The sequence below is a fragment of the Pseudomonas aphyarum genome (assembly GCF_028657055.1).
Lineage (GTDB): Bacteria > Pseudomonadota > Gammaproteobacteria > Pseudomonadales > Pseudomonadaceae > Aquipseudomonas > Aquipseudomonas aphyarum.
This window is the reverse complement of sequence record NZ_JAMDGS010000006.1, coordinates 63450-88398: the sequence shown is the minus strand read 5'-3', so window position 1 is coordinate 88398 and position 24949 is coordinate 63450. Positions and strand designations below refer to the sequence as shown.

The 24949-nt window shown below is 60.9% G+C and carries 25 protein-coding genes; 15 read left to right on the top strand and 10 right to left on the bottom strand.

Going from position 1 to position 24949, the window contains the following annotated elements:
• Nucleotides 1-6: 6 nt before the first annotated feature.
• A complete protein-coding gene (locus tag M5G18_RS09615) occupies nucleotides 7-771 on the top strand; it encodes an amino acid ABC transporter ATP-binding protein (protein ID WP_007957337.1) in 765 nt (254 codons plus the stop codon).
• 52 nt (nucleotides 772-823) lie between these two features.
• On the opposite strand, the gene M5G18_RS09610 is transcribed toward M5G18_RS09615, so the two are convergent.
• Both M5G18_RS09610 and M5G18_RS09605 read right to left on the bottom strand, forming a co-directional pair.
• A complete protein-coding gene (locus tag M5G18_RS09610; RefSeq protein WP_007957339.1) occupies nucleotides 824-1315 on the bottom strand; it encodes a type II TA system antitoxin MqsA family protein in 492 nt (163 codons plus the stop codon).
• Nucleotides 1312-1623, bottom strand: coding sequence for a type II toxin-antitoxin system MqsR family toxin (locus tag M5G18_RS09605; protein WP_074691191.1), 312 nt, complete (start codon nucleotides 1621-1623; stop codon nucleotides 1312-1314). The genes M5G18_RS09610 and M5G18_RS09605 overlap by 4 nt, the downstream gene beginning before the upstream one ends.
• Nucleotides 1624-1789: 166 nt before the next feature.
• Here M5G18_RS09605 and M5G18_RS09600 point away from each other — a divergent pair, with 166 nt between their 5' ends.
• The 5 genes from M5G18_RS09600 (at nucleotide 1790) to M5G18_RS09580 (ending at nucleotide 5869) form a co-directional block, all read left to right on the top strand.
• The gene (locus M5G18_RS09600; protein WP_007957343.1) at nucleotides 1790-2449 is read left to right on the top strand and encodes a FadR/GntR family transcriptional regulator; all 660 of its coding nucleotides are present in this window, start codon (nucleotides 1790-1792) and stop codon (nucleotides 2447-2449) included.
• Nucleotides 2439-3743 carry a CynX/NimT family MFS transporter gene (locus M5G18_RS09595; RefSeq protein ID WP_273900085.1) on the top strand — a complete coding sequence of 435 codons (1305 nt, stop codon included), beginning with the start codon at nucleotides 2439-2441 and terminating at the stop codon, nucleotides 3741-3743. Before M5G18_RS09600 ends, M5G18_RS09595 begins: the two co-directional genes overlap by 11 nt.
• A 100-nt stretch (nucleotides 3744-3843) precedes the next feature.
• Nucleotides 3844-4317, top strand: a complete 474-nt coding sequence (locus tag M5G18_RS09590) for a nuclear transport factor 2 family protein (RefSeq protein ID WP_085608154.1) — start codon at nucleotides 3844-3846, stop codon at nucleotides 4315-4317.
• Between the two features lie 39 nt (nucleotides 4318-4356).
• Nucleotides 4357-4659 carry a GIY-YIG nuclease family protein gene (locus tag M5G18_RS09585; RefSeq protein ID WP_085690619.1) on the top strand — a complete coding sequence of 101 codons (303 nt, stop codon included), beginning with the start codon at nucleotides 4357-4359 and terminating at the stop codon, nucleotides 4657-4659.
• Between the two features lie 274 nt (nucleotides 4660-4933).
• The gene (locus M5G18_RS09580) at nucleotides 4934-5869 is read left to right on the top strand and encodes a glutathione S-transferase family protein (RefSeq protein ID WP_273900084.1); all 936 of its coding nucleotides are present in this window, start codon (nucleotides 4934-4936) and stop codon (nucleotides 5867-5869) included.
• A 31-nt stretch (nucleotides 5870-5900) separates the two neighbouring features.
• Here the strand turns inward: M5G18_RS09580 and M5G18_RS09575 are convergent, their stop codons facing one another.
• Together M5G18_RS09575 and yejK are read right to left on the bottom strand one after the other, a co-directional pair.
• The gene (locus M5G18_RS09575; RefSeq protein ID WP_179692562.1) at nucleotides 5901-6251 is read right to left on the bottom strand and encodes a glutaredoxin family protein; all 351 of its coding nucleotides are present in this window, start codon (nucleotides 6249-6251) and stop codon (nucleotides 5901-5903) included.
• Complete coding sequence (gene yejK, locus M5G18_RS09570) at nucleotides 6251-7255, bottom strand: nucleoid-associated protein YejK (protein WP_007957356.1); 1005 nt, start codon at nucleotides 7253-7255, stop codon at nucleotides 6251-6253. The genes M5G18_RS09575 and yejK overlap by 1 nt, the downstream gene beginning before the upstream one ends.
• 396 nt (nucleotides 7256-7651) lie before the next feature.
• Between yejK and M5G18_RS09565 the strand changes: the two genes are divergently transcribed.
• Nucleotides 7652-7933: an HU family DNA-binding protein gene (locus M5G18_RS09565; protein ID WP_003221909.1), complete on the top strand. Its 282-nt coding sequence runs from the start codon at nucleotides 7652-7654 to the stop codon at nucleotides 7931-7933.
• 122 nt (nucleotides 7934-8055) lie between these two features.
• On the opposite strand, the gene rlmF is transcribed toward M5G18_RS09565, so the two are convergent.
• The 5 genes from rlmF to M5G18_RS09540 form a co-directional block, all read right to left on the bottom strand.
• The gene (gene rlmF, locus M5G18_RS09560; RefSeq protein WP_273900083.1) at nucleotides 8056-9078 is read right to left on the bottom strand and encodes a 23S rRNA (adenine(1618)-N(6))-methyltransferase RlmF; all 1023 of its coding nucleotides are present in this window, start codon (nucleotides 9076-9078) and stop codon (nucleotides 8056-8058) included.
• A 131-nt stretch (nucleotides 9079-9209) separates the two neighbouring features.
• The gene (locus M5G18_RS09555; RefSeq protein WP_273900082.1) at nucleotides 9210-12056 is read right to left on the bottom strand and encodes a valine--tRNA ligase; all 2847 of its coding nucleotides are present in this window, start codon (nucleotides 12054-12056) and stop codon (nucleotides 9210-9212) included.
• Nucleotides 12057-12190: 134 nt separating this feature from the next.
• Entirely contained in the window at nucleotides 12191-12583 is a 393-nt protein-coding gene (locus M5G18_RS09550; RefSeq protein WP_273900081.1) for a DNA polymerase III subunit chi, read from the bottom strand.
• Nucleotides 12584-12591: 8 nt separating this feature from the next.
• Nucleotides 12592-13020 (bottom strand): DNA polymerase III subunit chi, encoded by a 429-nt coding sequence (locus M5G18_RS09545; protein ID WP_273900080.1) that lies wholly within the window; start codon nucleotides 13018-13020, stop codon nucleotides 12592-12594.
• Between the two features lie 60 nt (nucleotides 13021-13080).
• Nucleotides 13081-14571, bottom strand: coding sequence for a leucyl aminopeptidase (locus M5G18_RS09540; protein ID WP_273900079.1), 1491 nt, complete (start codon nucleotides 14569-14571; stop codon nucleotides 13081-13083).
• A 308-nt stretch (nucleotides 14572-14879) separates the two neighbouring features.
• On the opposite strand from M5G18_RS09540, the gene lptF reads away from it, so the two are divergent.
• The 8 genes from lptF (at nucleotide 14880) to pdxJ (ending at nucleotide 23302) form a co-directional block, all read left to right on the top strand.
• Nucleotides 14880-16001 (top strand): LPS export ABC transporter permease LptF, encoded by a 1122-nt coding sequence (gene lptF, locus M5G18_RS09535; RefSeq protein ID WP_007957364.1) that lies wholly within the window; start codon nucleotides 14880-14882, stop codon nucleotides 15999-16001.
• Complete coding sequence (gene lptG / locus M5G18_RS09530) at nucleotides 15994-17055, top strand: LPS export ABC transporter permease LptG (RefSeq protein WP_007957365.1); 1062 nt, start codon at nucleotides 15994-15996, stop codon at nucleotides 17053-17055. Before lptF ends, lptG begins: the two co-directional genes overlap by 8 nt.
• A 172-nt stretch (nucleotides 17056-17227) precedes the next feature.
• Nucleotides 17228-19024 carry a translation elongation factor 4 gene (gene lepA, locus M5G18_RS09525; RefSeq protein WP_085608162.1) on the top strand — a complete coding sequence of 599 codons (1797 nt, stop codon included), beginning with the start codon at nucleotides 17228-17230 and terminating at the stop codon, nucleotides 19022-19024.
• A 9-nt stretch (nucleotides 19025-19033) separates the two neighbouring features.
• Entirely contained in the window at nucleotides 19034-19888 is an 855-nt protein-coding gene (gene lepB / locus M5G18_RS09520; RefSeq protein ID WP_007957367.1) for a signal peptidase I, read from the top strand.
• 182 nt (nucleotides 19889-20070) lie between these two features.
• Complete coding sequence (rnc, locus tag M5G18_RS09515) at nucleotides 20071-20760, top strand: ribonuclease III (protein ID WP_011332589.1); 690 nt, start codon at nucleotides 20071-20073, stop codon at nucleotides 20758-20760.
• Nucleotides 20753-21655 carry a GTPase Era gene (gene era / locus M5G18_RS09510; RefSeq protein WP_039769512.1) on the top strand — a complete coding sequence of 301 codons (903 nt, stop codon included), beginning with the start codon at nucleotides 20753-20755 and terminating at the stop codon, nucleotides 21653-21655. The genes rnc and era overlap by 8 nt, the downstream gene beginning before the upstream one ends.
• Nucleotides 21656-21822: 167 nt before the next feature.
• Nucleotides 21823-22512 carry a DNA repair protein RecO gene (gene recO, locus M5G18_RS09505; RefSeq protein WP_273900078.1) on the top strand — a complete coding sequence of 230 codons (690 nt, stop codon included), beginning with the start codon at nucleotides 21823-21825 and terminating at the stop codon, nucleotides 22510-22512.
• Nucleotides 22513-22558: 46 nt separating this feature from the next.
• Nucleotides 22559-23302: a pyridoxine 5'-phosphate synthase gene (pdxJ, locus tag M5G18_RS09500; RefSeq protein ID WP_064382428.1), complete on the top strand. Its 744-nt coding sequence runs from the start codon at nucleotides 22559-22561 to the stop codon at nucleotides 23300-23302.
• Nucleotides 23303-23355: 53 nt separating this feature from the next.
• Here the strand turns inward: pdxJ and mltF are convergent, their stop codons facing one another.
• Entirely contained in the window at nucleotides 23356-24816 is a 1461-nt protein-coding gene (gene mltF / locus M5G18_RS09495) for a membrane-bound lytic murein transglycosylase MltF (RefSeq protein WP_011332593.1), read from the bottom strand.
• Nucleotides 24817-24949 lie beyond the last annotated feature (133 nt).

The following is a 24949-nucleotide window of genomic DNA, read 5'->3' as shown; positions in this document are numbered from 1 at the left end:
TTTTCGATGAGCGAAGCAATCAAAAAGCCAGTGGGCCCTGAAGGCATCATTCAGATGCAGGGCGTGAACAAGTGGTACGGCCAGTTCCACGTGCTGAAAGACATCAATCTCAACGTGCGTCAGGGCGAGCGTATCGTGCTGTGCGGCCCGTCGGGTTCCGGCAAATCCACCACCATCCGCTGCCTCAACCGTCTGGAAGAGCACCAGCAGGGCCGCATCGTGGTCGATGGCGTGGAACTGACCAACGACCTCAAGCAGATCGAAGCGATCCGCCGTGAAGTCGGCATGGTGTTCCAGCACTTCAACCTGTTCCCGCACCTGACCATCCTGCAGAACTGCACCCTGGCGCCGATGTGGGTACGCAAGATGCCCAAGCGCAAGGCCGAGGAAATTGCCATGCATTACCTGGAACGCGTACGCATTCCGGAGCAGGCGCACAAGTACCCGGGGCAATTGTCCGGCGGTCAGCAACAGCGTGTGGCGATCGCCCGCGCGCTGTGCATGAAACCGAAAATCATGCTGTTCGACGAACCGACCTCGGCACTCGACCCGGAGATGGTGAAAGAAGTACTCGACACCATGATCGGCCTGGCCGAAGACGGCATGACCATGCTCTGCGTGACCCACGAGATGGGCTTCGCCCGCACCGTGGCCAACCGCGTGATCTTCATGGACAAGGGCGAAATCGTTGAACAGGCGGCGCCGAACGACTTCTTCGACAATCCACAGAATGATCGTACGAAGCTGTTCCTGAGTCAGATCCTGCATTGAGATCTGGTGAATAAAATAAACCCGGCCTTGTGCCGGGTTTGTTTTTTGGGAGTCAGGAAACGGTGAGGGTTTCGTGTTCTTTGTGCTCGGTATACTTGAAGGCGTTCCTCAGATCCGCCCCTTCACCCAAGGCTTTCGCATCGGCGAGCAAGTGCGGATAGCGATCGAGCAGGCGCATCAGCAGCATCAACGCCTTCGGCGGAAGCACTTCGCCGCGCTCATAGCGGGAAAATGCGTTGTGTCCGCCACCAGACAGCAGTTGCACCGTTTCTTTTTGCGTCAGGTGCAATTTGCGCCGGATGCGCTTCATCTCGTTACCGATCATTTGTCGGGCAGCAATCACCAGATCATCACCGGCTTGCGTGTATCGTTCTGCACTATCGGTATCGGCGTCCCACTCGACCTCACCGCATTTGCGACATTCCCAGCCAGCAAGGTCATCGATACGACGTTCCATGCCTTTGACACTGATGGTTTCGCCGCGGCCCTCGAAATGTGTCATTCCCTCACGTGCACCGCAGCTGAAACATTGCCGGGTCTTCATTGGTTTTTCTCCTTGAAGGAGATTACCGGTGGGCCACCTTCGGGGCGGTATGTCACCTTGATGTAAATCTCCAGATCGTGTGAGTGCGTGTGATAAACGTCTTGCCAGACTCGATGATCGTCATAGGTGGTCATCGACTTGTACAACATCCTGTTCTGCAGTTCGAAAACGATTTCTTGCATCTCTATGATGCTGAAGCCGAGATCCAGTCCGGTTTTTTCTGCGCTCTTGGTGAATGCCTGTCTTCCCCGTCGCCTGACCTCAGCCTTGATCACCACCAAGTCGTAATGGGGTGTGTTCTTTTCCATAAGAAACCAAAACCCTGTCCCTGAAATTACCCTTAAAGGGTAATTTTGACCAATCGAAAATCCCGCTCCATTTGCGTCTCTCTGACCCTAGGTGGTTGCCGTCCTACACGGAGCTGACTAACATGTCAGAAAATTCATCCCATGATTGGATGAAAGGGCGAATCCTATGTCAGACATTTCTCCACTCATAAAGCGATCCCTGGTCGATCAGGCCCTGGATCAGTTGCGCCAACGCATCACCGACGGCACGTGGCAGGTCGGTCAGCGTTTGCCGACCGAGCCCGAGCTGTGCGCCGAGCTCGGCATCAGCCGCAACACCGTGCGCGAGGCGATGCGGGTGCTGGCGTTTTCCGGGTTGATCGAGATCCGTCAGGGTGACGGCAGTTACCTGCGGGCGGTGGTCGATCCAATGGACACGCTCAAGGCACTGTCCAAATGCTCGCTGGATCAGGCCCGGGAAACCCGGCACATTCTTGAAGTCGAGGCCATTGGGCTGGCGGCCTTGCGCCGTACCGACGAGGACCTCGTTGCGTTGCGCGAGGCGCTGGGTGTTGCCGGCAGCCACTATCACGGCGACCTCGACAGTTACATCCGCTGCGATCTGGTGTTTCACCGCCGTCTGGTGGACGCCGCGCACAACCCGACCCTCAGCGAGCTGTATCGCTATTTTTCCAGCATCGTCGGCGCGCAATTGCGCCAGACCCTGAACATCGTCCCCCGTCGACAGGAAGTCTTCGATTTGCACGTCGCCTTGCTTGAGGCCGTCGAGCAGCGCGATCCGGAGCGGGCCAAAGCCCTGTCGAGGCAGTTGATCAATGAACCTTGAAACCGAGAAAACCATGTCCCGCCCAGAAGCCACCAATGCCCCCAAGCGCACCGCCGAACTGGAGGAGTTGCTGATCGATGCCGAGGCCGATGACGAGCAGGTGCAGCAAAGCCATCCGCTGGTACGGCGCCCGTGGCTGTTGCTGCTGGGGCTGATTCTGGTCGCGTTGAACTTGCGCCCGGCGCTGTCGAGCATGGCGCCGCTGCTCAGTGATGTGTCGAAAAGCCTTGGTTTGTCAGCTGCTCAGGCAGGTTTGCTGACGACGTTGCCGGTGCTCTGCCTCGGCTTGTTCGCTCCGCTGGCCCCGGTGCTCGCGCGGCGTTTCGGTGCCGAGCGGGTAGTCCTGGGGATTCTTCTGACACTGGCCGGCGGCATTACCCTGCGCAGCAACTTCGGCGAAATCGGTCTGTTTGCCGGCAGCGTGCTCGGCGGCGCGAGCATCGGCATCATCGGCGTGTTGCTGCCGGGCATCGTCAAGCGTGACTTCGCAAAGCATGCGGGCACCATGACCGGTGTCTACACCATGGCGCTGTGCCTGGGCGCGGCGATGGCGGCGGGTTCCAGTGTGCCGCTGAGCGAACACTTCGATCACAGCTGGGCCATGGGCCTGGGTTTCTGGGTGATTCCGGCACTGGTGGCGGCAGTGTTCTGGCTGCCGCAAGTCGGCCAGAAGCACGGCGCGCACAACGTTGCCTATCGGGTCCGCGGTCTGCTGCGTGATCCGCTGGCGTGGCAGGTGACCTTGTACATGGGCCTGCAATCGTCGCTGGCCTACATCGTATTCGGCTGGTTGCCGTCGATCCTCATCGGTCGCGGGCTGACGCCGACCCAGGCCGGTCTGGTGCTGTCCGGTTCGGTGATCATCCAGCTTGCCAGCTCCCTGGCGGCACCGTGGCTGGCCACGCGCGGCAAGGATCAGCGGCTGGCGATCGTGGTGGTGATGGCCCTGACACTCGGCGGCCTGTTCGGTTGCCTCTACGCGCCGATCGAAGGCCTGTGGGGCTGGGCAATCCTGCTGGGCCTGGGGCAGGGCGGTACGTTCAGCCTGGCGCTGACCCTGATCGTGCTGCGCTCGCGGGATTCCCACGTGGCGGCGAACCTGTCGAGCATGTCCCAGGGCTTCGGCTACACCCTCGCGTCCATGGGGCCGTTCGCGGTCGGCGTGGTGCATGACTGGACCGGCGGCTGGAACGCCGTGGGCTGGATCTTCGGCATTATCGGTGCTGGGGCAATCCTCGCTGGCCTCGGTGCCGGTCGCGCGCTGTACGTGCAGGTCGTAAGCGAAAAGGTCTGATGCGCACACACTGTCGGTATTCGGAATGCGAATGCCGATAGTGTTTCGAGCGTTTGCGGATTATCGTGCTGGCAATCTGTACCTTTCCTGGAGATTGCCCATGAGTGAAGAAGCCCACAGCGCCCTGATCACCCGTTTCTACCAGGCTTTCCAACGCCTCGACGCCGAGGCCATGGCCGCCTGCTACACCGACGACGTAGTGTTCAGCGATCCGGCCTTCGGCGAGCTGCGCGGCCGCGATGCCGGCGACATGTGGCGGATGCTCACCACTCGCGCCAAGGACTTCTCCCTGACTTTCGACAACGTCCGCGCCGACGAGCGCAGCGGCGGCGCCCACTGGGTGGCGACCTACCTGTTCAGCCAGACCGGCAACATCGTGATCAACGATATCCAGGCACGCTTCGTCTTCCGTGACGGCAAGATCTGCGAACACCACGACCATTTCGATCTGTGGCGCTGGTCCCGCCAGGCGCTGGGCTTCAAGGGCCTGCTGCTGGGCTGGACGCCGTTGGTGCGCAACGCCGTCCGCGCCCAGGCGCTGAAAGGGCTGAAGGCATTTCAGGCGAGTCGCTGATAAGATCGCGGCCTGTTTTCCTTACGCCTGAATTGTCCCGTGACCAGCCTCAGCGAAAATCCTCCCGATGCCGACGTTCCAGTGAGCAAGTCCTGGTTCGTCTACCTCGTACGCGCCGCCAACGGTTCGCTGTACTGCGGGATCAGCGATGATCCCGTGCGCCGTTTCGCCAAGCACCAGAGCGGCAAGGGCGCACGCTTCTTTCTCTCAAGCCCGGCGATGGCGCTGGTCTATACCGAGCGTTGCCGAGACAAGGGTGATGCGTTGCGCCAGGAGCGGTTGATCAAGAAGCTGAGGAAGAGTGCGAAGGAGTGTCTGGTGGCGTCTTATCGGCCTGATTGATCGGGAGCAGACGGTAGAAGTCTCCACGTCGACGCGGCGGCCTCAGGCAAACGAAAGGCGAAAAAAAACCGCCTTTGCGGGGCGGTTTTTTCGGCAAGCATCGGTTTGCGGCCGAGCTTGGTGCATCTCACTGAATACACTGGCGTGGCTGAAGACTATTCGCCTTTGCGCCCATTATCAACCTGACTGATCAGTTCCCATCAGCCGGATCCGTAGGCTGCGAACGAATTGCGCGCTAAGCTGCTGGCTCACTTTCTGTGCGGCGGAGCCGAGCATGTCCGAGTTGATTCTGCATCATTACCCGACCTCTCCATTCGCCGAAAAGGCCCGGCTGCTGTTGGGTTTCAAGGGCTTGTCCTGGCGCTCGGTGCACATCTCGCCGGTGATGCCGAAACCGGACCTGACCGCCCTGACCGGTGGCTACCGCAAGACTCCGGTGCTGCAGATCGGCGCCGACATCTATTGCGACACCGCGCTGATCGCCCGCCGCCTCGAGCAGGAAAAGGCTCAGCCTTCGTTCTTCCCGGAAGGTCAGGAAATGATTGCCGCCAGTTTTGCCGCCTGGGCCGATTCGGTGGTGTTCCAGCATGCGGTGAGCCTGGTGTTCCAGCCCGAGTCGGTGGCGGTGCGTTTCGGCAAGTTGCCGCCGGAAGCGATCAAGGCCTTCCTCGCCGATCGGGCCGGACTGTTCAGTGGTGGCAGCGCGACCAAGCTGTCAGCCGAGCAGGCCAAACACAACTGGCCGACTGTCATGGCGCGTCTGGAGCAGCAGTTGCAGCGTGAAGACGGTGACTTCCTGTTCGGCGAGCCGTCGGTTGCCGACTTCGCCATGGCCCATCCGCTGTGGTTCCTCAAGGCCACGCACGTGACGGCGCCCTTGGTGGATGCTTATCCGGCGGTCTCGGCGTGGCTGGGGCGTGTGCTCGGTTTTGGCCATGGCGCGGCCAGCGAGATGAGCTCCGAGGAAGCACTGGAGATCGCGCGCAGCTCTAAGCCCGCGGCGTTGCCGGACGAAGTGTTCACTGATCCAAACGGGTTCGTGGCCGGTCAGCAGGTGCTGATCGCAGCGACAGACTACGGCGTTGATCCGGTGGCCGGTGAGCTGGTGTTTGCCGGTCGCGAGGAGCTGATCCTGCGCCGTGAAGACGAGCGTGGCGGGTTGGTGCATGTGCACTTCCCGCGTTTCGGTTTCCGGATCGAGAAACGCTGAAACAACTGAGGGAGCCGATTGGCTCCCTCGTTCATTTCAGTGCAGCGAGAATCTCGTCCGGATCAAACCCGCGTATCAACGTGCCATTGACGTCGATCAGCGGGATCCCGCGTCCGCCCAGCGCTTCGTACGCCTTGCGTGCCTCGGCGTCCTTCTCGATATCGAATTCCTTGAACGGAATGCCTTTCTGATCGAGAAAGCGCTTGGTCTGCTTGCAGTAGCCGCACCAGTCCGTGGCGTACAGCACAACCCTGGCGTTGGCGCGGACCTGCTCGGAAGCCATCTGGGACGGGTTGAACACCCGCTCGATCTTGCCCCAGTTCTGATAGACCACGACCACCAGCAGAACCAGCAGAACCTTTTTCAGCACATTGCCGAGCATCAGTTGCGACGCTTCAGCTGATCGGTGAGCGAGGTCGGCAGGCCTTTGATGACCAGGGTCCCGGCTTCTTCGTCGTACTCGATCTTCGAGCCCAGCAGGTGCGCTTCGAAGCTGATCGACAGGCCTTCGGCGCGACCGGTGAAGCGGCGGAACTGGTTGAGCGTGCGCTTATCCGCCGGGATCTCCGGCGACAGGCCGTAATCCTTGTTGCGGATGTGATCGTAGAAGGCTTTCGGGCGTTCTTCGTCGATCAGCTCCGAGAGTTCTTCCAGGCCCATTGGCTCGCCGAGCTTGGCCTGGCTGCTGGCGTAGTCGACCAGGGTCTTGGTCTTTTCGCGGGCGGAGTCTTCCGGGAGGTCTTCGCTCTCGACGAAGTCGCTGAAGGCCTTGAGCAGGGTGCGGGTTTCGCCTGGGCCATCGACCCCTTCCTGGCAGCCGATGAAGTCGCGGAAGTACTCCGAGACCTTCTTGCCGTTCTTGCCCTTGATGAACGAGATGTACTGCTTGGACTGCTTGTTGTTCTGCCACTCGGAAACGTTGATCCGCGCCGCCAGGTGCAGTTGACCGAGGTCGAGGTGGCGCGACGGGGTCACGTCCAGCTGATCGGTCACCGCCACGCCTTCGCTGTGGTGCAGCAGGGCGATGGCCAGGTAATCGGTCATGCCTTGCTGATAGTGGGCGAACAGCACGTGGCCGCCGACCGACAGGTTCGACTCTTCCATCAGCTTTTGCAGGTGCTCGACCGCCACTTTGCTGAACGCGGTGAAGTCCTTGCCGCCTTCCATGTACTCCTTCAGCCAGCCGCTGAACGGGAACGCACCGGACTCCGGATGGAACAAACCCCAGGCTTTGCCCTGTTTGGCGTTATAGCTCTCGTTGAGATCGGCGAGCATGTTCTCGATGGCTGCGGACTCAGCCAGTTCGGAGTCACGGGCGTGCAGGACTGCGGGTGTGCCGTCGGGTTTTTTGTCGATCAAATGGACGATGCAATGACGGATCGGCATAGGCTTCTCGGCTGGTGGAAGGGAGGAGGGCGGGCTCCCCCGAAAAAGCGCTCAGTGTACCGCAACCACTGGATTTGGCGCGGGGTGAAGGGCAATTCCGGGTCACCCGACGGCCCTTATGCATTTATTTACCGATTTAGCGCAATAAACCTGACCATTTGGCTAGCTAGAGGCGGATATTTCCTTGTCTCTGTGCTAGTTTTGCCCGGTCTTGTGCGAAGTCACCGCGACAAGCATGCATTCAGCTTTTGTCAGGTCGAACCAAACCTTGATTTCGGCATCTATAACCCCGACTCGTCGTGGTTATCGCCGAGGGTGCCAGATCCAGAAGATCGGGCTCGATGGCTGACACTGCACTCTGCAATCCATATGAATTTGATAGGGAAGGAACACTACATGGCTCTTACTAAAGACCAACTGATCGCCGACATCGCTGAAGCTATCGACGCGCCGAAAACCACCGCGCGTAACGCTCTGGACCAACTGGGCCAAATCGTTGCTGATCAGCTGGAAAACGGCGGCGAAATCACCTTGCCAGGTATCGGCAAGCTGAAAGTGACCGAGCGTCCTGCCCGCACTGGCCGTAACCCATCGACTGGCGCTGCCATCGAAATCCCTGCCAAGAAAGTGATCAAGCTGGTTGTGGCCAAAGGCCTGACCGACGCTGTGAACAAGTAAGACGCAGCGATAAAAAAACCGTGCGCCGGAGTGATCCGGGCACGGTTTTTTTGTGCCTGCCGATTGTGTTTCAGCAGTAGTGGCGGCTGCTTGCGATCAAGCGCCGCCCCGGTTGAAACGTATTACTTGCGAACCCAGCGCTCACGGCGCCAGATCTGTTGCTCCGACTTGGTCTGGAAGGTCCATGCGACGAAGCGGCTCTGTTTCTGCCCCTGGGACATCTCCACCACCTGGCTTTCCAGCACGCCAGCCTTCTTCAGCGCCGTTTCGATGGCAGGCAGGTTCGAAGCTTTCGAGACCAGGGTGCTGAACCACAGCACTTTGTGCTGGAAGTTGGCACTTTCGGCGATCAGTTGCGTCACGAAACGCGCTTCGCCACCTTCGCACCACAGTTCGGCCGACTGACCACCGAAGTTCAGCACCGGCAGTTTGCGTTTCGGATCGGCCTTGCCCAGGGCTCGCCACTTGCGCTCGCTGCCTTTGGTCGCTTCGTCCATCGAGGCGTGGAACGGCGGGTTGCACATGGTCAGGTCAAAGCGCTCGCCGGGCTCCAACAGGCCGATCAGGATGTGCTTGCGGTTCTCTTGCTGGCGCAGCTTGATGACCTTGTTCAGATCGTTGGACTGGACGATGGCTGTTGCGGCAGCTACAGCCGTCGGGTCGATTTCCGAGCCGAGGAAGTGCCAGCGGTATTCGCTGTTACCGATCAGCGGATACACGCAGTTGGCGCCCATGCCGATGTCCAGCACGTTGACGATGGCCCCGCGCGGAACCACGCCGTCGTTGTTGCTGGCCAGCAGATCGGCCAGGAAGTGGATGTAGTCGGCACGACCCGGCACCGGCGGGCACAGATAATCGGCCGGGATGTCCCAATGCTGGATGCCATAGAACGCCTTGAGCAACGCCCGGTTGAACACGCGCACCGCGTCGGGGCTGGCGAAGTCGATGCTTTCCTTGCCGTACGGGTTGGTGATCACGAACTTCGCCAGCTCCGGCGTAGTCTTGATCAGCGCCGGGAAGTCGTAACGACCCTGATGGCGATTGCGCGGGTGCAGGCTGGCCTCTTTACGCGGCTCCACGGGCTTGGCCGGGGTGGCAGAGTCAGGCTTCTTGCGCGCGGGGCGAGGTGTACGGGGGGCGTTCATGGGCGTGGTCGATTCGGGTATGGCTGAAAGTGGCGGCTATTGTCCCACAGGGAACCGGGTTGTAGGCCGGAAAAGTGCCGGGCACAAAAAAGGGAGGCCGCATGGCCTCCCTTTTTCAGTGCGATTTGCCGTTACAGGCTGGCAATCCGCGCGTGCTGCTCGGCCAGCTTGGCCAGCGCTTGTTCGGCTTCGGCCAGTTTGGCGCGTTCCTTCTCGATGACTTCGGCCGGGGCCTTGTCAACGAAACCGGCGTTGGACAGCTTGCCGCCAACGCGCTGGACTTCGCCCTGCAGACGCAGGATTTCCTTGTCCAGACGCGCCAGCTCGGCGTTCTTGTCGATCAGGCCAGCCATCGGCACCAGCACTTCCATCTCGCCAACCAGCGCGGTCGCGGACAGCGGCGCTTCTTCGCCGGCCGCCAGTACGGTGATCGATTCCAGACGCGCCAGCTTCTTCAGCAGCGCTTCGTTCTCGGTCAGGCGACGCTGGTCTTCAGCAGTGACGTTTTTCAGGTAGATCGGCAGCGGTTTGCCCGGGCCGATGTTCATTTCGCCACGGATGTTGCGCGTGCCGAGCATCAGGCCCTTGAGCCATTCGATGTCGTCTTCGGCCGCCGGATCGATGCGCTCTTCGTTGGCCATCGGCCACGCTTGCAACATGATCGTCTTGCCCTGAATGCCGGCCAGCGGCGCGATGCGCTGCCAGATTTCTTCAGTGATGAACGGCATGAACGGATGCGCCAGACGCAGCGCCACTTCCAGTACGCGAACCAGCGTGCGGCGGGTGCCGCGCTGACGCTCGACCGGCGCGTTTTCGTCCCACAGCACGGGCTTGGACAGTTCCAGGTACCAGTCGCAGTACTGGTTCCAGATGAACTCGTACAGCGCTTGCGCCGCCAGGTCGAAACGGAACTGATCCAGTTGGCGGGTCACTTCGGCTTCGGTGCGTTGCAGTTGCGAGATGATCCAGCGGTCCGCCAGCGACAGCTCGTAGGCTTCGCCGTTCTGGCCGCAGTCTTCGCCCTTGTCCAGAACATAACGCGCGGCGTTCCAGATCTTGTTGCAGAAGTTGCGATAGCCTTCGACGCGGCCCATGTCGAACTTGATGTCGCGACCGGTGGACGCCAGCGAGCAGAAGGTGAAGCGCAGGGCGTCGGTGCCGTAGCTGGCGATGCCGTCGGCGAACTCGTCGCGGGTCTGCTTCTCGATCTTCTTCGCCAGTTTCGGCTGCATCAGACCGGAAGTGCGTTTCTGCACCAGGGTTTCGAGCTCGATACCGTCGATGATGTCCAGCGGGTCCAGGACGTTGCCCTTGGACTTGGACATCTTCTGGCCCTGACCATCACGTACCAGACCGTGCACATAAACGGTCTTGAACGGAACCTGCGGGGTGCCGTCCTCGTTCTTGATCAGGTGCATGGTCAGCATGATCATCCGGGCAACCCAGAAGAAAATGATGTCGAAGCCCGTCACCAGCACGTCGGTGGAGTGGAATTTCTTCAGGAACTCGGTCTTTTCCGGCCAGCCCAGGGTGGAGAAGGTCCACAGGCCCGAACTGAACCAGGTGTCGAGAACGTCGTTGTCCTGTTGCAGCGCAACGTCCGGGCCGAGGTTGTGCTTGGCGCGCACTTCGGCTTCGTCGCGACCGACGTAGACTTTGCCCGATTCGTCGTACCAGGCCGGAATCCGGTGGCCCCACCACAGCTGACGGCTGATGCACCAGTCCTGGATGTCGCGCATCCACGAGAAGTACATGTTTTCGTACTGCTTCGGCACGAACTGGATACGGCCGTCTTCAACGGCAGCAATCGCAGGCTCGGCCAGCGGTTTGGTGGACACGTACCACTGGTCGGTCAGCCACGGCTCGATGACGGTGCCGGAGCGGTCGCCTTTCGGCACTTTCAGGTTGTGATCGTCGACGCTGACCAGCAGGCCGGCGGCGTCGAACGCGGCCACGATCTGCTTGCGTGCTTCGAAACGCTCGAGACCGGCGTATTCGGCCGGAATCTTGCCGTCGATGCTGTCGTTCAGCGTGCCGTCGAGGTTGAACACCTGAGCCGCAGGCAGCACGTTGGCGTTCTTGTCGAAGATGTTCAGCAGCGGCAGGTTGTGGCGCTTGCCGACTTCGTAGTCGTTGAAGTCGTGGGCCGGGGTGATTTTCACGCAGCCGGTGCCGAATTCAGGATCGCAGTAATCGTCGGCGATGATCGGGATGCGGCGGCCGACCAGCGGCAGCTCGACAAACTTGCCGATCAGGGCTTTGTAGCGCTCGTCGTTCGGGTTCACCGCGACGGCGGAGTCGCCGAGCATGGTTTCCGGGCGGGTGGTCGCGACGATCAGGAAATCGTTGCCTTCAGCGGTTTTCGCGCCGTCGGCCAGCGGGTACTTCAGGTTCCACAGAAAACCTTTCTCGTCGTGGTTTTCCACTTCGAGGTCGGAAATCGCCGTGTGCAGCTTGGTGTCCCAGTTGACCAGACGCTTGCCGCGATAGATCAGACCGTCTTCGTGCAGGCGCACGAAGGCTTCTTTAACGGCTTCCGAGAGGCCGTCGTCCATGGTGAAGCGCTCGCGGCTCCAGTCCACGGACGAGCCGAGACGACGGATCTGACGGCTGATGTTGCCGCCGGACTGATCCTTCCACTCCCAGACTTTCTCGAGGAATTTTTCGCGGCCCAGATCATGGCGGTTCTGGCCCTGGGCTTCGAGCTGACGCTCCACCAGCATCTGCGTGGCGATACCGGCGTGGTCGGTGCCCGGCTGCCACAGGGTGTTGCGACCCTGCATGCGGCGGAAACGGATCAGGGCGTCCATGATCGCGTTGTTGAAGCCATGACCCATGTGCAGGCTGCCGGTGACGTTCGGCGGCGGGATCATGATGGTGTAGGAGTCGCCCGCGCCTTGCGGGGCGAAGTAGTTCTCGGACTCCCAGGTGTTGTACCAGGAAGTTTCAATGGCGTGCGGCTGGTAGGTCTTATCCATGCGCGGCGGGACCCTATTGGCATTTATTCAGGAAAAGCCGGGAAGTATAGCGGGGCATGGGGCGCAGGGCGAGCGGGGCGGGCCGGGTGGAGATCTAAAAGTGGGAGCGACCGAGCGGCGGCTCCCACAGGGGATTATTCGTACTGGCCGAGAAGCCGTTCCATCCGCGCCTCGAGGCGACGTTTGATTTCGGTTTCGATGTGCGGGGCGAAGTCGTCGATCACGTCCTGCATGATCAGTTGCGCGGCGGCGCGCAGCTCGCTGTCCAGGTGCAGCAGGGCGTCGGGGCCTTTATTCACTGACGCAGCGGCAGGTTGCGGTTCTGGCGTCGGCGCGGGTGCAGCCTCGATGGCCAGCGGTGTGTTGTCGACCGAGTCGAACAACATCGGAATCTGTTCCTGTTCGCCATCATCGACCGTGTCGGTCAGCAGTGGCGGTTGCAGGTTGTCATCGCCGAGCAGCTGGCGGATCGACTCGAGGTCATCCAGCAGGTGCGCGGGTTTTTGCAGCGGTTTTGGAGTGTCCATCGGCGTACTCAGAGTCGCTGTAAACGGTGGTCTTGCAGAGGATAGCCCTGTTCGCGGTAGAAACGGAAACTCTCCCGCGCCGCAGTGCGGATTGCCGGATCTTCCACCACCACCTCCGCCACCCGGGCGAATTGGTTGGCGAAAACCGGGACTTTCAGGTCGAGGTTGACCAGCAGATCCGCGTGCTGGCCGCAGTCATCGCCCAGTCCCAACACGATCAGTCCTTGCGGTTCGCTTTCAGCCGGGCCGTGAGGCACGAAGGTTTCGCCCTTGAACGCCCACAGTCGCGCATCGAGATCATCACGCTGGGCGGCATCGCTGCAATGCAGGTAGATGCGATGGCCCATGCGCCAGGCTTTATCGGTGAGCTTGCAGGCAAAGTCCAGGCGAGCCGAAGGATCGGCGCTGGGCAGGATATAAAAGTCGACTTTGGTCATTGCGGTTCCTGAGCTGCAAGCAGCGCCCCCCAAGAGAGGCGCCGCTCGCAGTCATCGGTTTCAGGCTTTGGCGCGGTCCAGCAGGTATTGGGTCAGCAGCGGAACCGGACGGCCAGTGGCGCCCTTGTCCTTGCCGCCGCTGGTCCAGGCGGTGCCCGCGATGTCCAGGTGCGCCCAGTTCAGATTCTTGGTGAAGCGCGACAGGAAGCAGGCAGCGGTGATGGTGCCGGCCTTCGGACCGCCGATGTTGGCGATGTCGGCGAACGGGCTGTCCAGTTGCTCCTGGTACTCATCGAACAGCGGCAGTTGCCAGGCGCGGTCGTCGGCAGCCTTGCCGGCGTTCAGCAGTTGCTCGATCAGTTCGTCGTTGTTGCCCAGCAGGCCCGAAGTGTGGGCGCCCAGAGCAACGACGCAGGCACCGGTCAGGGTGGCGATGTCGATTACCGCTTGCGGCTTGAAGCGCTCGGAGTAGGTCAGGGCGTCGCACAGCACCAGACGGCCTTCAGCGTCGGTGTTGAGGATTTCCACGGTCTGGCCGCTCATGGTGGTGACGATGTCGCCCGGACGCGAAGCGGTGCCGCTTGGCATGTTCTCGGCGCAGGCCAGGATGCACACCAGGTTGATCGGCAGTTTCAGTTCCAGCACGGCGCGCAGGGTACCGAACACGCTGGCGGCGCCACCCATGTCGTACTTCATCTCGTCCATGCCGGCGCCCGGTTTCAGGCTGATGCCGCCAGTGTCGAAGGTGATGCCTTTGCCGACCAGTGCGTACGGCTTCTCGGATTTCTTGCCGCCGTTGTATTGCATGACGATCAGGCGCGGCGGTTGGGCGCTGCCCTGGCCGACGGCGTAGAACGAACCCATGCCCAGCGACTTGATCTTCTTCTCGTCGAGGACTTCGACTTTCAGATCCTTGAACTCTTTGCCGAGGTTCTTGGCCTGTTCGCCGAGGAAAGTCGGGTGGCAGATGTTCGGCGGCAGGTTGCCCAGGTTGCGGGTGAAGGCCATGCCGTTGGCAATCGCGGTGGCGTGGTTCACGGCGCGTTGCACTTCGGCCTGAGCGGCCTTGATGGTCAGCAGAGTGATTTTCTTCAGGGCGCGCGGTTCGGCTTTCTGGCTCTTGAACTGGTCGAAGGTGTATTCGCCGTCGACCAGGGTTTCGGCCAGCAGACGGGTCTTGCCGTAGCTGTCGCGGTTCTTGACGATGATTTCATCGAGCGCCAGCACGGCATCGCTGCCGCCCAGGCCTTTAAGCGTGTTGAGGATGCCGGCGACGATCTTGCGGAATGGACGGTCGCCCAGTTCTTCATCCTTGCCCACGCCGACCAGCAGCACGCGTTCGGCTTTCAGATTCGGCAGGCTGTGCAGCAACAGGCTCTGGCCGACCTTGCCGGCCAGGTCGCCACGCTTGAGCACGGCGCTGATGGCGCCGCCGCTCAGTTCGTCGACCTGTTTGGCGGCGACGCCGAGTTTGCGGCCTTCGCCGACGGCAACCACCAGGGTGGCGGTTTTCAACGTTTCTGGGCTAACGCTTTTTACAACCAGTTCCATGTCCGGATCCCTGAATGAATGGTCAACACGCAGGCGCTCGACGGTGTCCGCCGTCGCCTGCTTATAGAGAGAAGAGGCGCAGGCCAGTGCCTGCGACAGAGGCGGCAGTTTGAACCTCGCTCACCGCGCCTGACAACCCTCGGTTGTACGATCTTCAACGGATTGCATGCTTGCGTGAGTGTGCGCAGTGACAGGCGCCCTCAATCACAGGATAATGCCGCATCTTTTTTCGACGGCTCTGCCTTGCGGGCCCGTCGATACGTTTGCTTGTTTGGCCGCCTTAGCCTGACAACCCTGGAGTGTCTGGTTTGATCGTCTTCCGTTATCTGTCCCGCGAAGTCCTGTTGACCCTGAGTGCGGTAAGCGCCGTGCTGCTGGTCATCATCATGAGCGGTCGCTTCATCAAATACCTTGCCCAGGCCGCCGCGGGCCAGCTCGATCCGGGATCGCTGTTCCTGATCATGGGCTTCCGTCTGCCGGGTTTCCTGCAACTGATCCTGCCGCTGGGCCTGTTTCTCGGGATCCTGCTGGCGTACGGCCGGTTGTACCTGGAAAGCGAGATGACCGTGCTCTCGGCCACCGGCATGAGCCAGCAGCGTCTGTTTCGCATGACCTTGTTCCCGGCCACCCTGGTGGCACTGGTGGTTGCGTGGCTGAGCCTGAGCCTGGCCCCGCAAGGCGCCAATCAGTTCCAGCTGCTGCTGAACAAGCAGGACGCCCTGACCGAATTCGACACCCTCGAGCCCGGCCGCTTCCAGGCCCTGCGCGACGGTACGCGGGTGACCTACACCGAAACCCTGAGCGATGACCGGGTCAATCTCGGCAGCGTATTCATCTCGCAGAAGAACCTCGGCGCCAACCAGAAAGATCGCGGGATTTCCGTGCTGGTGGCGGAAAAGGGCCGTCAGGAAGTGCGTCCCGACGGCAACCGCTACCTGATTCTCGACAACGGCTACCGCTACGACGGCAGCCCGGGTCAGGCCAACTACCGCGCCATCCACTACGAAACCTACGGCGTGCTGCTGCCCAAGCCGGATGTCAGCGAGGAAGTCACCGACCGTGACGCCATGCCGACCTCGTCTCTGGTGGGCAGCGACGACATCCGCTCGAAAACCGAACTGCAATGGCGCCTGTCGCTGCCGTTGCTGGTGTTCATCGTGACCCTGATGGCGGTGCCGCTGTCGCGGGTCAATCCGCGTCAGGGGCGTTTCCTCAAGCTGCTGCCGGCGATTCTTCTTTATATGGCTTACCTGACCATCCTGATTGCCGCCCGCGGCGCCCTCGAGAAAGGCAAGATTCCACCGGCGCTCGGCTTGTGGTGGGTGCACGCGATCTTCCTGGTCATCGGTCTCGGCCTGCTGTACTGGGAACCTCTGCGCCTGAAGCTGGCCAGCCGTCGCAGCGCAGCGCTGGAGGTGGCCCGTGGTTAAACTCGACCGCTACATCGGCAGCAGCGTGTTCATGGCGATCATCGCGGTGTTGGCGATCATTCTAGGCCTGGCCACTTTGTTTGCGTTCATCGACGAGATGGGCGACGTCAGTGACACCTACACTCTGGTCGATGTCCTGAGTTTCGTGCTCCTGACCGCACCGCGCCGCATGTACGACATGCTGCCGATGGCGGCGCTGATCGGCTGCCTGATCGGCCTCGGCAGTCTGGCGAGCAGCAGTGAGCTGACCGTGATGCGCGCTGCCGGTGTGTCCATCGGGCGTATCGTCTGGGCGGTGATGAAGCCGATGCTGGTGCTGATGCTGGCCGGCGTGCTGATCGGCGAGTACGTGGCGCCGGCCACTGAAAGCATGGCCCAGGCCAATCGTTCGCTGGCGCAAGGCAGCGGCGACGCGCAGAGCGCCAAGCACGGCATGTGGCACCGTCAGGGCGAGGAGTTCATTCACATCAACTCCGTGCAGCCCAACGGTCGCCTGTATGGCGTGACCCGCTATCACTTCGACAAAGAGCGTCATCTGCTGAGCTCGAGCTTCGCCAAGCGCGCCGAGTTCGACACCGATCACTGGCAACTGACCGACGTGACCACCACCAAATTCCACGAGCGCAGCACTGAAGTGGTCAATACGCCGGTGGAACGCTGGGATGTCTCGCTGAGCCCGCAATTGCTGAGCACCGTGGTGATGGCGCCGGAATCGCTGTCGATCACCGGTCTGTGGGGTTATATCCACTATCTGGCTGATCAGGGTCTGAGCAACGGCCGTTACTGGCTGGCATTTTGGGTCAAGGTGTTGCAGCCGCTAGTGACCGCCGCGCTGGTGCTGATGGCAATCTCCTTCATCTTCGGTCCGTTGCGTTCGGTGACCCTCGGTCAGCGCGTATTCACCGGTGTGCTGGTGGGCTTCACCTTCCGCATCGTTCAGGATCTGCTGGGTCCATCCAGTCTGGTGTTCGGTTTCTCGCCGCTATTCGCAGTGCTGGTGCCGGCTGGCGTGTGTGCGCTGGCGGGTGTCTGGCTGTTGCGTCGAGCCGGTTGATGAACAAGGTTTCACCCACGCTTTAGCCTTGAAAACGCCTCGGTCGACAGATCGGGGCGTTTTTGCATGCAATCCGGGTGACAGGCGAACGTGACGCTTGCGCCGTGTATCAGGTACAATTCCCGGCTATTTTTCGGCGGGCCAAGCCTGCAGCCTTTTTGAGTGTTGATCCGTGAGTGATTTGAGTCATATCCGCAATTTCTCCATCATCGCCCACATTGACCATGGCAAGTCGACGCTGGCTGACCGTTTCATCCAGATGTGCGGTGGCCTGGCCGAGCGTGAAATGGAAGCCCAGGTACTGGATTCCATGGATCTGGAGCGCGAACGCGGGATCACCATCAAGGCCCACAGCGTTACCCTCTATTACAAGGCCAAAGACGGCGTCACCTACCAGCTGAACTTCATTGACACCCCGGGCCACGTCGACTTCACCTACGAAGTCAGCCGTTCCCTGGCGGCCTGTGAAGGTGCGTTGCTGGTGGTCGATGCGGGTCAGGGCGTTGAGGCCCAGTCCGTGGCCAACTGCTACACCGCCATCGAGCAGGGCCTTGAGGTCATGCCGGTCCTGAACAAGATCGACCTGCCACAGGCCGAGCCTGATCGCGTCAAGGACGAAATCGAGAAGATCATCGGCATCGACGCCACCGACGCCGTCACCTGCAGCGCCAAGACCGGCCTGGGTGTCGACGAAGTGCTCGAGCGTCTGGTTGCTACCATTCCTGCGCCGACCGGCAACATCGAAGATCCGCTGCAAGCGTTGATCATCGACTCCTGGTTCGACAACTACCTGGGCGTTGTCTCCCTGGTGCGTGTGCGTCACGGCCGCGTGAAGAAGGGCGACAAGATCCTCGTCAAGTCCACCGGCAAGGTGCATCTGGTCGACAGCGTCGGTGTGTTCAACCCGAAACACACCGCCACCGCTGACCTGAAGGCCGGCGAAGTGGGCTTCATCATTGCCAGCATCAAGGACATTCACGGTGCGCCGGTCGGTGACACCCTGACCCTGAGCTCCACCCCGGACGTTCCGGTGCTGCCAGGTTTCAAACGCATCCAGCCGCAGGTTTACGCCGGTCTGTTCCCGGTCAGCTCCGACGACTTCGAGGACTTCCGCGAAGCGCTGCAGAAGCTGACCCTGAACGACTCGTCGCTGCAATACACCCCGGAAAGCTCCGACGCACTGGGCTTCGGCTTCCGTTGCGGCTTCCTCGGCATGCTGCACATGGAAATCATCCAGGAGCGCCTGGAGCGCGAATACGACCTGGACCTGATCACCACAGCGCCGACGGTAATCTTCGAACTGGTGCTGAAAACGGGTGAAACGATTTACGTCGACAACCCGTCGAAGCTGCCGGACGTGTCTGCAATCGAAGACATGCGCGAGCCGATCGTGCGCGCCAACATCTTGGTACCGCAGGAGCACTTGGGCAACGTCATCACCCTGTGCATCGAGAAACGCGGCGTGCAGGTCGACATGCTGTTCCTCGGCAATCAGGTGCAAGTGACCTACGACCTGCCGATGAACGAAGTGGTCCTGGACTTCTTCGATCGTCTGAAATCCACCAGCCGCGGCTATGCTTCGCTGGACTACCATTTCGATCGCTACCAATCGGCTAATCTGGTGAAACTGGACGTGCTGATCAACGGCGACAAGGTCGACGCTCTGGCGCTGATCGTGCACCGTGACAATTCGCACTTCAAAGGTCGCCAGTTGACCGAGAAGATGAAAGAACTGATTCCTCGTCAGATGTTCGACGTGGCCATCCAGGCTGCCATTGGCGGTCAGATCGTCGCCCGGACAACCGTCAAGGCACTCAGAAAGAACGTATTGGCCAAGTGCTACGGCGGCGACGTCAGCCGTAAGAAAAAACTGCTTGAGAAGCAGAAGGCCGGTAAGAAACGCATGAAACAGGTCGGCAACGTGGAAATTCCACAAGAAGCCTTCCTCGCCGTGCTCAGGTTGGAATAGTCAGGTCCTATGTCACTAAATTTCCCGCTGTTGCTGGTCATTGCCGTGTTCGTCTGCGGTCTGTTGGCGTTGCTCGATCTGTTGATCCTGGCACCGCGTCGGCGTGCCGCCATCGCCTCCTATCAGGGCAGCGTCAGCCAGCCTGATGGGGTGGTGGTCGAGAAGCTGAACAAGGAACCGCTGCTGGTCGAGTACGGCAAGTCCTTCTTCCCGGTGCTGTTCATCGTGCTGGTGCTGCGTTCGTTCCTGGTGGAGCCGTTCCAGATTCCGTCCGGCTCGATGAAACCAACCCTGGACGTTGGCGACTTCATTCTGGTGAACAAGTTTTCCTACGGGATCCGTTTGCCGGTGATCGACAAGAAGATCATCGAAGTCGGTGACCCGCAGCGCGGCGATGTGATGGTGTTCCGCTACCCGAGCGACCCGAACGTCAACTACATCAAGCGTGTGGTCGGCCTGCCGGGCGACACCGTGCGGTACACCGCCGACAAGCGTCTGTTCGTCAATGGCGAGTCGATTGCCGAGCAACTGGTCGGCTCCGAGCCGGGCACGCTGGGCAGCGCGGAACTCTACAAGGAAAAGCTCGGCGTCGCCGAGCATCTGATCCGCAAGGAAATGAGCCGCTACCGCGCCACGCCGGACCATACCTGGACCGTGCCGGCCGGGCACTACTTCATGATGGGCGACAACCGCGACAACTCGAACGACAGTCGCTACTGGGATGATCCGAACATTCCCAAGGATCTGCTGGGCATGGTTCCCGACCAGAACATCGTCGGCAAGGCCTTCGCGGTCTGGATGAGCTGGCCGGAACCGAAACTCAGCCACCTGCCGAACTTCTCGCGGGTCGGCCTTATCAAGTAAACAAACACGGCGCTGTTGACCACAGCGCCGAATGCATTTCTGGCGTCGGCACAACCGGCTCCGGGGCATGAAGCCACGATATTCAGGACGTCATTTTTGAACACAGCGTTAATTGTCCCAGGCCTGCGCCGTATCCCGGCGATGGCAGTGGAATCCAGCCACGAACTCAGCGTGGGTAAACCGTGAGCGTTTCTCTAAGCCGTCTCGAGCGTCAGCTCGGTTACACCTTCAAGGACCAGGAACTGATGGTCCTGGCCCTTACGCACCGCAGCTTTGCCGGACGCAACAACGAGCGTCTGGAATTCCTCGGCGATGCGATCCTCAACTTTGTTGCCGGCGAAGCCTTGTTCGACCGTTTCCCGCTGGCTCGCGAAGGCCAGTTGTCGCGTTTGCGCGCACGGCTGGTAAAAGGTGAGACGCTGGCGGTACTGGCCCGCGGTTTCGATCTGGGCGATTACCTGCGTCTGGGTTCCGGTGAGTTGAAGAGCGGCGGTTTCCGTCGTGAGTCGATTCTGGCCGACGCCCTTGAAGCACTGATCGGTGCGATCTACCTCGACGCCGGCATGGAAGTCGCCCGCGAGCGCGTACTGGCCTGGCTGGCCGGCGAGTTCGAAGGCCTGACGCTGGTCGACACCAACAAGGATCCGAAGACCCGCCTGCAGGAATTCCTGCAATCGCGCGGCTGCGAACTGCCGCGTTATGAAGTGGTGGATATCCAGGGTGAGCCGCACTGCCGTACCTTCTTCGTCGAGTGCGAAGTTGTCCTATTGAATGAAAAAAGCCGGGGTCAGGGTGTGAGCCGTCGTATTGCCGAACAGGTAGCGGCCGCCGCAGCACTGATTGCCCTGGGTGTGGAGAATGGCAATGACTGATACAAACGCAACGCGCTGTGGCTATGTTGCCATCGTCGGCCGTCCCAACGTGGGCAAGTCCACGCTGCTGAACCACATCCTCGGCCAGAAGCTGGCGATCACCTCGCGCAAGCCGCAGACCACTCGCCACAACATGCTCGGGATCAAGACCGAGGGCGACGTGCAGGCGATCTACGTCGACACCCCCGGCATGCACAAGGGTGGCGAAAAAGCCCTGAACCGCTACATGAACAAGACCGCTTCGGCGGCGTTGAAAGACGTCGACGTGGTGATCTTCGTGGTCGACCGCACCAAGTGGACCGAAGAAGACCAGATGGTGCTGGAGCGCGTGCAGTACGTGACCGGCCCGCTGATCGTCGCGCTGAACAAGACCGACCGCATCGAAGACAAGGCCGAGCTGATGCCGCACCTGTCGTGGTTGCAGGAACAGCTGCCGAATGCGCAGATCATTCCGATCTCGGCGCAACACGGGCACAACCTCGACGCGCTGGAAAAGGTCATCGCCGATCATTTGCCGGAGAACGATCACTTCTTCCCGGAAGACCAGATCACCGACCGCAGCAGCCGCTTCCTCGCCGCCGAACTGGTGCGCGAGAAGATCATGCGCCAGCTCGGCGCCGAGCTGCCGTACCAGATCACCGTGGAAATCGAAGAGTTCAAGCAGCAGGGTGCGACGCTGCACATCCATGCGCTGATTCTCGTCGAACGTGACGGCCAGAAGAAAATCATCATTGGCGACAAGGGCGAGCGCATCAAGCGTATCGGCACCGAGGCGCGCAAGGACATGGAGTTGCTGTTCGACTCCAAGATCATGCTCAACCTGTGGGTCAAGGTGAAGGGCGGCTGGTCCGACGACGAGCGCGCGCTGCGTTCGCTGGGTTACGGCGACCTGTAAGAAATTCGGTTCCTGCCACAGCAGAGAACCCTGTGGGAGCGGGCTTGCCCGCGATGAGGATGTAATGTTCGACAGAGATGTTGAATGTGAATCCGCCATCGCGGGCAAGCCCGCTCCCACATTTGGTTTATGTTGATCTCAAGTCTGCATTCCTCCAGCGAGACACCATGTCCTCAACCCCACCTCCCGCCCAACCCGCCTACGTCCTCCATTCCCGCGCCTACCGCGAAACCAGCGCATTGGTGGACTTCCTCACGCCGCAAGGTCGGCTGCGGGCGGTGTTGCGCAGTGCGCGGGGCAAGGCCGGGACGCTGGCGCGGCCGTTCGTGCCGCTGGAAGTCGAGTTTCGCGGCAAGGGTGAGTTGAAGAATGTCGGGCGCATGGAAAGTGTCGGCAACGCGACCTGGATGGTCGGCGAGGCGCTGTTCAGCGGCCTGTATCTCAATGAACTGCTGATCCGCCTGTTACCCGCCGAAGACCCGCATCCAGCGGTGTTCGATCACTATGCCGCGACCTTGCTGGCATTGGCCGAAGGCCGGCCGCTGGAACCGTTGCTGCGTTCTTTCGAATGGCGGTTGCTCGACGACCTCGGTTACGGTTTTTCCCTCAACACCGATATCAACGACGAGCCCATCGCTGCGGACGGTCTCTACCGCTTGCAGGTGGATGCCGGGCTCGAGCGGGTCTACCTGCTGCAACCCGGTCTGTTCAACGGCACCGAACTGCTGGCCATGGCCGAAGCCGACTGGTCGGCCCCCGGCGCATTATCCGCCGCCAAGCGCTTGATGCGTCAGGCGCTTGCAGTCCACCTTGGCGGCCGTCCTCTCGTGAGTCGCGAACTGTTTCGCAAACCGTAGCCCCGTGTATGCTGTGCGCCGAATCTTTCCATTCAGGAGCGCATCCGTGACCACCAGCAATCGCATTCTTCTTGGCGTGAACATCGACCACGTCGCCACCCTGCGTCAGGCCCGTGGCACGCGCTATCCGGATCCGGTCAAGGCTGCGCTGGACGCGGAAGAGGCGGGCGCCGACGGTATCACCGTGCACCTGCGCGAAGACCGCCGGCACATTCAGGAGCGCGACGTGCTGCTGCTCAAGGATGTGCTGCAAACCCGCATGAACTTCGAAATGGGCGTCACCGAAGAAATGATGGCGTTCGCCGAGCGCATTCGTCCGGCGCACATCTGCCTGGTCCCGGAAACCCGTCAGGAGCTGACCACCGAAGGCGGTCTGGATGTGGCGGGCCAGGAAGAGCGGATCAGGGCGGCGGTCGAGCGTTTGTCGAAGATCGGCAGCGAAGTGTCGCTGTTCATCGACGCGGACGAGCGGCAGATCGCTGCGTCGAAGCGCGTCGGCGCACCGGCCATCGAGCTGCACACCGGGCGTTACGCCGATGCCGAAACGCCGACCGAAGTGGCTGAAGAACTCAAGCGTGTGGCGGACGGCGTGGCCTTCGGTCTGGCCCAGGGCCTGATCGTCAATGCCGGCCATGGCCTGCACTATCACAACGTCGAGGCGGTTGCCGCGATCAAGGGCATCAACGAGCTGAACATCGGTCACGCGCTGGTGGCGCATGCGTTGTTCGTCGGCTTCAAGTCGGCGGTGTCGGAGATGAAGGCGTTGATTCTGGCGGCTGCCAAACACTAAGTCGCAACATCCTGTGGGAGCGAGTTTGCTCCCACGTTTGTTTTGGGGATGGGTTAAAGCGGGGCGGGCTCTTGAGCGGGTTTCGACTTGTCGATCCCCGGCACATGCAGGTTGCCCTCGGCCACCTGATCGCCTTCAAGCTGCGGCTGGGTCACCCAGGTGAGGATGTCGTAGTAGCGACGGATGTTCGCCACGAAATGCACCGGTTCGCCGCCCCGGGCGTAGCCGTAGCGGGTCTTGCTGTACCACTGCTTCTGCGACAGGCGCGGCAGGATCTTTTTCACATCCAGCCACTTGTCCGGGTTCAACCCTTCCTTGGCCGCCAGTTTGCGCGCGTCATCCAGATGACCGCTGCCGACGTTGTAGGCCGCAAGAGCAAACCAGGTGCGATCCGGTTCCTGGATCGACTCGTCGAGCTGATCCTTCATGTAGGCCAGGTACTTGGCGCCACCCATGATGCTCTGCTTCGGATCGAGACGGTTGGACACGCCCATCGCCTGGGCGGTGTTCTGGGTCAGCATCATCAGCCCGCGCACGCCGGTCTTCGAGGTGACGGCCGGTTGCCACAGCGATTCCTGATAACCGATCGCCGCCAGCAGGCGCCAGTCGACTTTCTCTTTCTTGGCGTAGGCCTTGAAGTGCTGTTCGTATTTCGGCAGCCGCTGCTGCAAGTGCTGGGCGAAGGTGGTGGCGCCCATGTAGCCGAGGACGTCGACGTGGCCGTAATAGCGGTCTTTCAGACGTTGCAGGGTGCCGTTCTTCTGCACCTTGTCCAGATAACTGTTGATCTCGTTGAGCAGGCTGTTGTCTTCGCCGGCCGCCACGGCCCAGCTCTGGCTGCGTGCGTCGCCGAGGTCGAAGGCCACGCGGATGTTGGTGAAGTACACCTGGTTCATCGCCACTTCGTTGGAGTCGACCAGCGTCAGGTCGATCTGACCTTCATCGACCATGCGCAGCAGGTCGACCACTTCAACGGCGTCGGATTCTTCGTACTGGATGCCAGGATATTTCTGTTTCAGCTCCGCCAGTTGTTCGGCGTGGGTGCTGCCCTTGAGCACCATGATCTTCTTGCCCACCAGATCGCCGGCGTCGGTGGGGCGTGACTGGCCGTTGCGATAGATGATCTGCGGGGTGACTTCGAGGTAGGAGCGGGAGAAGCGCACCTGTTTCTTGCGCTGTTCGCTGCTGACCAGACCGGCGGCCGCCAGTACCGGGCCGTTCGGCTTGCCGACCTGGTTGAACAGATCGTCGAGGTTGTCGGCGGTTTCGATCTTCAGCTCGACCCCCAAATCGTCGGCGAAGCGCTTCACCAACTCGTATTCGAAGCCGGTTTCACCGCTGCGATCCTGAAAGTAGGTGGCGGGGCTGTTTCGGGTGACCACCCGCAGCACGCCATCCTCCTTTACGCGCTCGAGTGTGTTGGGTTTATCAACACAGCCACTGAGCATCAGGAAGAGTCCGGTAGCGATCAGCCATTTGGCGTACCGCGGACGCAAAGCCGTTGGGGAAAACATGTGCGCAGTATACGCAAAGGACAACGGGCGCCATATCTCGACAGTTGCAGGGTTGTCTGCTAGGGATCACAAAACCGCTCGAAACCCCGCAGGAATGGGCCCGAAAGGCATTTTGTGACAGAAAAAATAACCC

Excerpts from the sequence above, each read along its gene's own strand:
- M5G18_RS09615 (WP_007957337.1), top strand. The coding sequence starts at position 7 with ATGAGCGAAGCAATCAAAAAGCCAGTGGGCCCTGAAGGCATCATTCAG.
- M5G18_RS09610 (WP_007957339.1), bottom strand. The coding sequence starts at position 1,315 with ATGAAGACCCGGCAATGTTTCAGCTGCGGTGCACGTGAGGGAATGACA.
- M5G18_RS09605 (WP_074691191.1), bottom strand. The coding sequence starts at position 1,623 with ATGGAAAAGAACACACCCCATTACGACTTGGTGGTGATCAAGGCTGAG.
- M5G18_RS09600 (WP_007957343.1), top strand. The coding sequence starts at position 1,790 with ATGTCAGACATTTCTCCACTCATAAAGCGATCCCTGGTCGATCAGGCC.
- M5G18_RS09595 (WP_273900085.1), top strand. The coding sequence starts at position 2,439 with ATGAACCTTGAAACCGAGAAAACCATGTCCCGCCCAGAAGCCACCAAT.
- M5G18_RS09590 (WP_085608154.1), top strand. The coding sequence starts at position 3,844 with ATGAGTGAAGAAGCCCACAGCGCCCTGATCACCCGTTTCTACCAGGCT.
- M5G18_RS09580 (WP_273900084.1), top strand. The coding sequence starts at position 4,934 with ATGTCCGAGTTGATTCTGCATCATTACCCGACCTCTCCATTCGCCGAA.
- M5G18_RS09575 (WP_179692562.1), bottom strand. The coding sequence starts at position 6,251 with ATGCTCGGCAATGTGCTGAAAAAGGTTCTGCTGGTTCTGCTGGTGGTC.
- yejK (WP_007957356.1), bottom strand. The coding sequence starts at position 7,255 with ATGCCGATCCGTCATTGCATCGTCCATTTGATCGACAAAAAACCCGAC.
- M5G18_RS09565 (WP_003221909.1), top strand. The coding sequence starts at position 7,652 with ATGGCTCTTACTAAAGACCAACTGATCGCCGACATCGCTGAAGCTATC.
- rlmF (WP_273900083.1), bottom strand. The coding sequence starts at position 9,078 with ATGAACGCCCCCCGTACACCTCGCCCCGCGCGCAAGAAGCCTGACTCT.
- M5G18_RS09555 (WP_273900082.1), bottom strand. The coding sequence starts at position 12,056 with ATGGATAAGACCTACCAGCCGCACGCCATTGAAACTTCCTGGTACAAC.
- M5G18_RS09550 (WP_273900081.1), bottom strand. The coding sequence starts at position 12,583 with ATGGACACTCCAAAACCGCTGCAAAAACCCGCGCACCTGCTGGATGAC.
- M5G18_RS09545 (WP_273900080.1), bottom strand. The coding sequence starts at position 13,020 with ATGACCAAAGTCGACTTTTATATCCTGCCCAGCGCCGATCCTTCGGCT.
- M5G18_RS09540 (WP_273900079.1), bottom strand. The coding sequence starts at position 14,571 with ATGGAACTGGTTGTAAAAAGCGTTAGCCCAGAAACGTTGAAAACCGCC.
- lepB (WP_007957367.1), top strand. The coding sequence starts at position 19,034 with ATGTCACTAAATTTCCCGCTGTTGCTGGTCATTGCCGTGTTCGTCTGC.
- era (WP_039769512.1), top strand. The coding sequence starts at position 20,753 with ATGACTGATACAAACGCAACGCGCTGTGGCTATGTTGCCATCGTCGGC.
- recO (WP_273900078.1), top strand. The coding sequence starts at position 21,823 with ATGTCCTCAACCCCACCTCCCGCCCAACCCGCCTACGTCCTCCATTCC.
- mltF (WP_011332593.1), bottom strand. The coding sequence starts at position 24,816 with ATGTTTTCCCCAACGGCTTTGCGTCCGCGGTACGCCAAATGGCTGATC.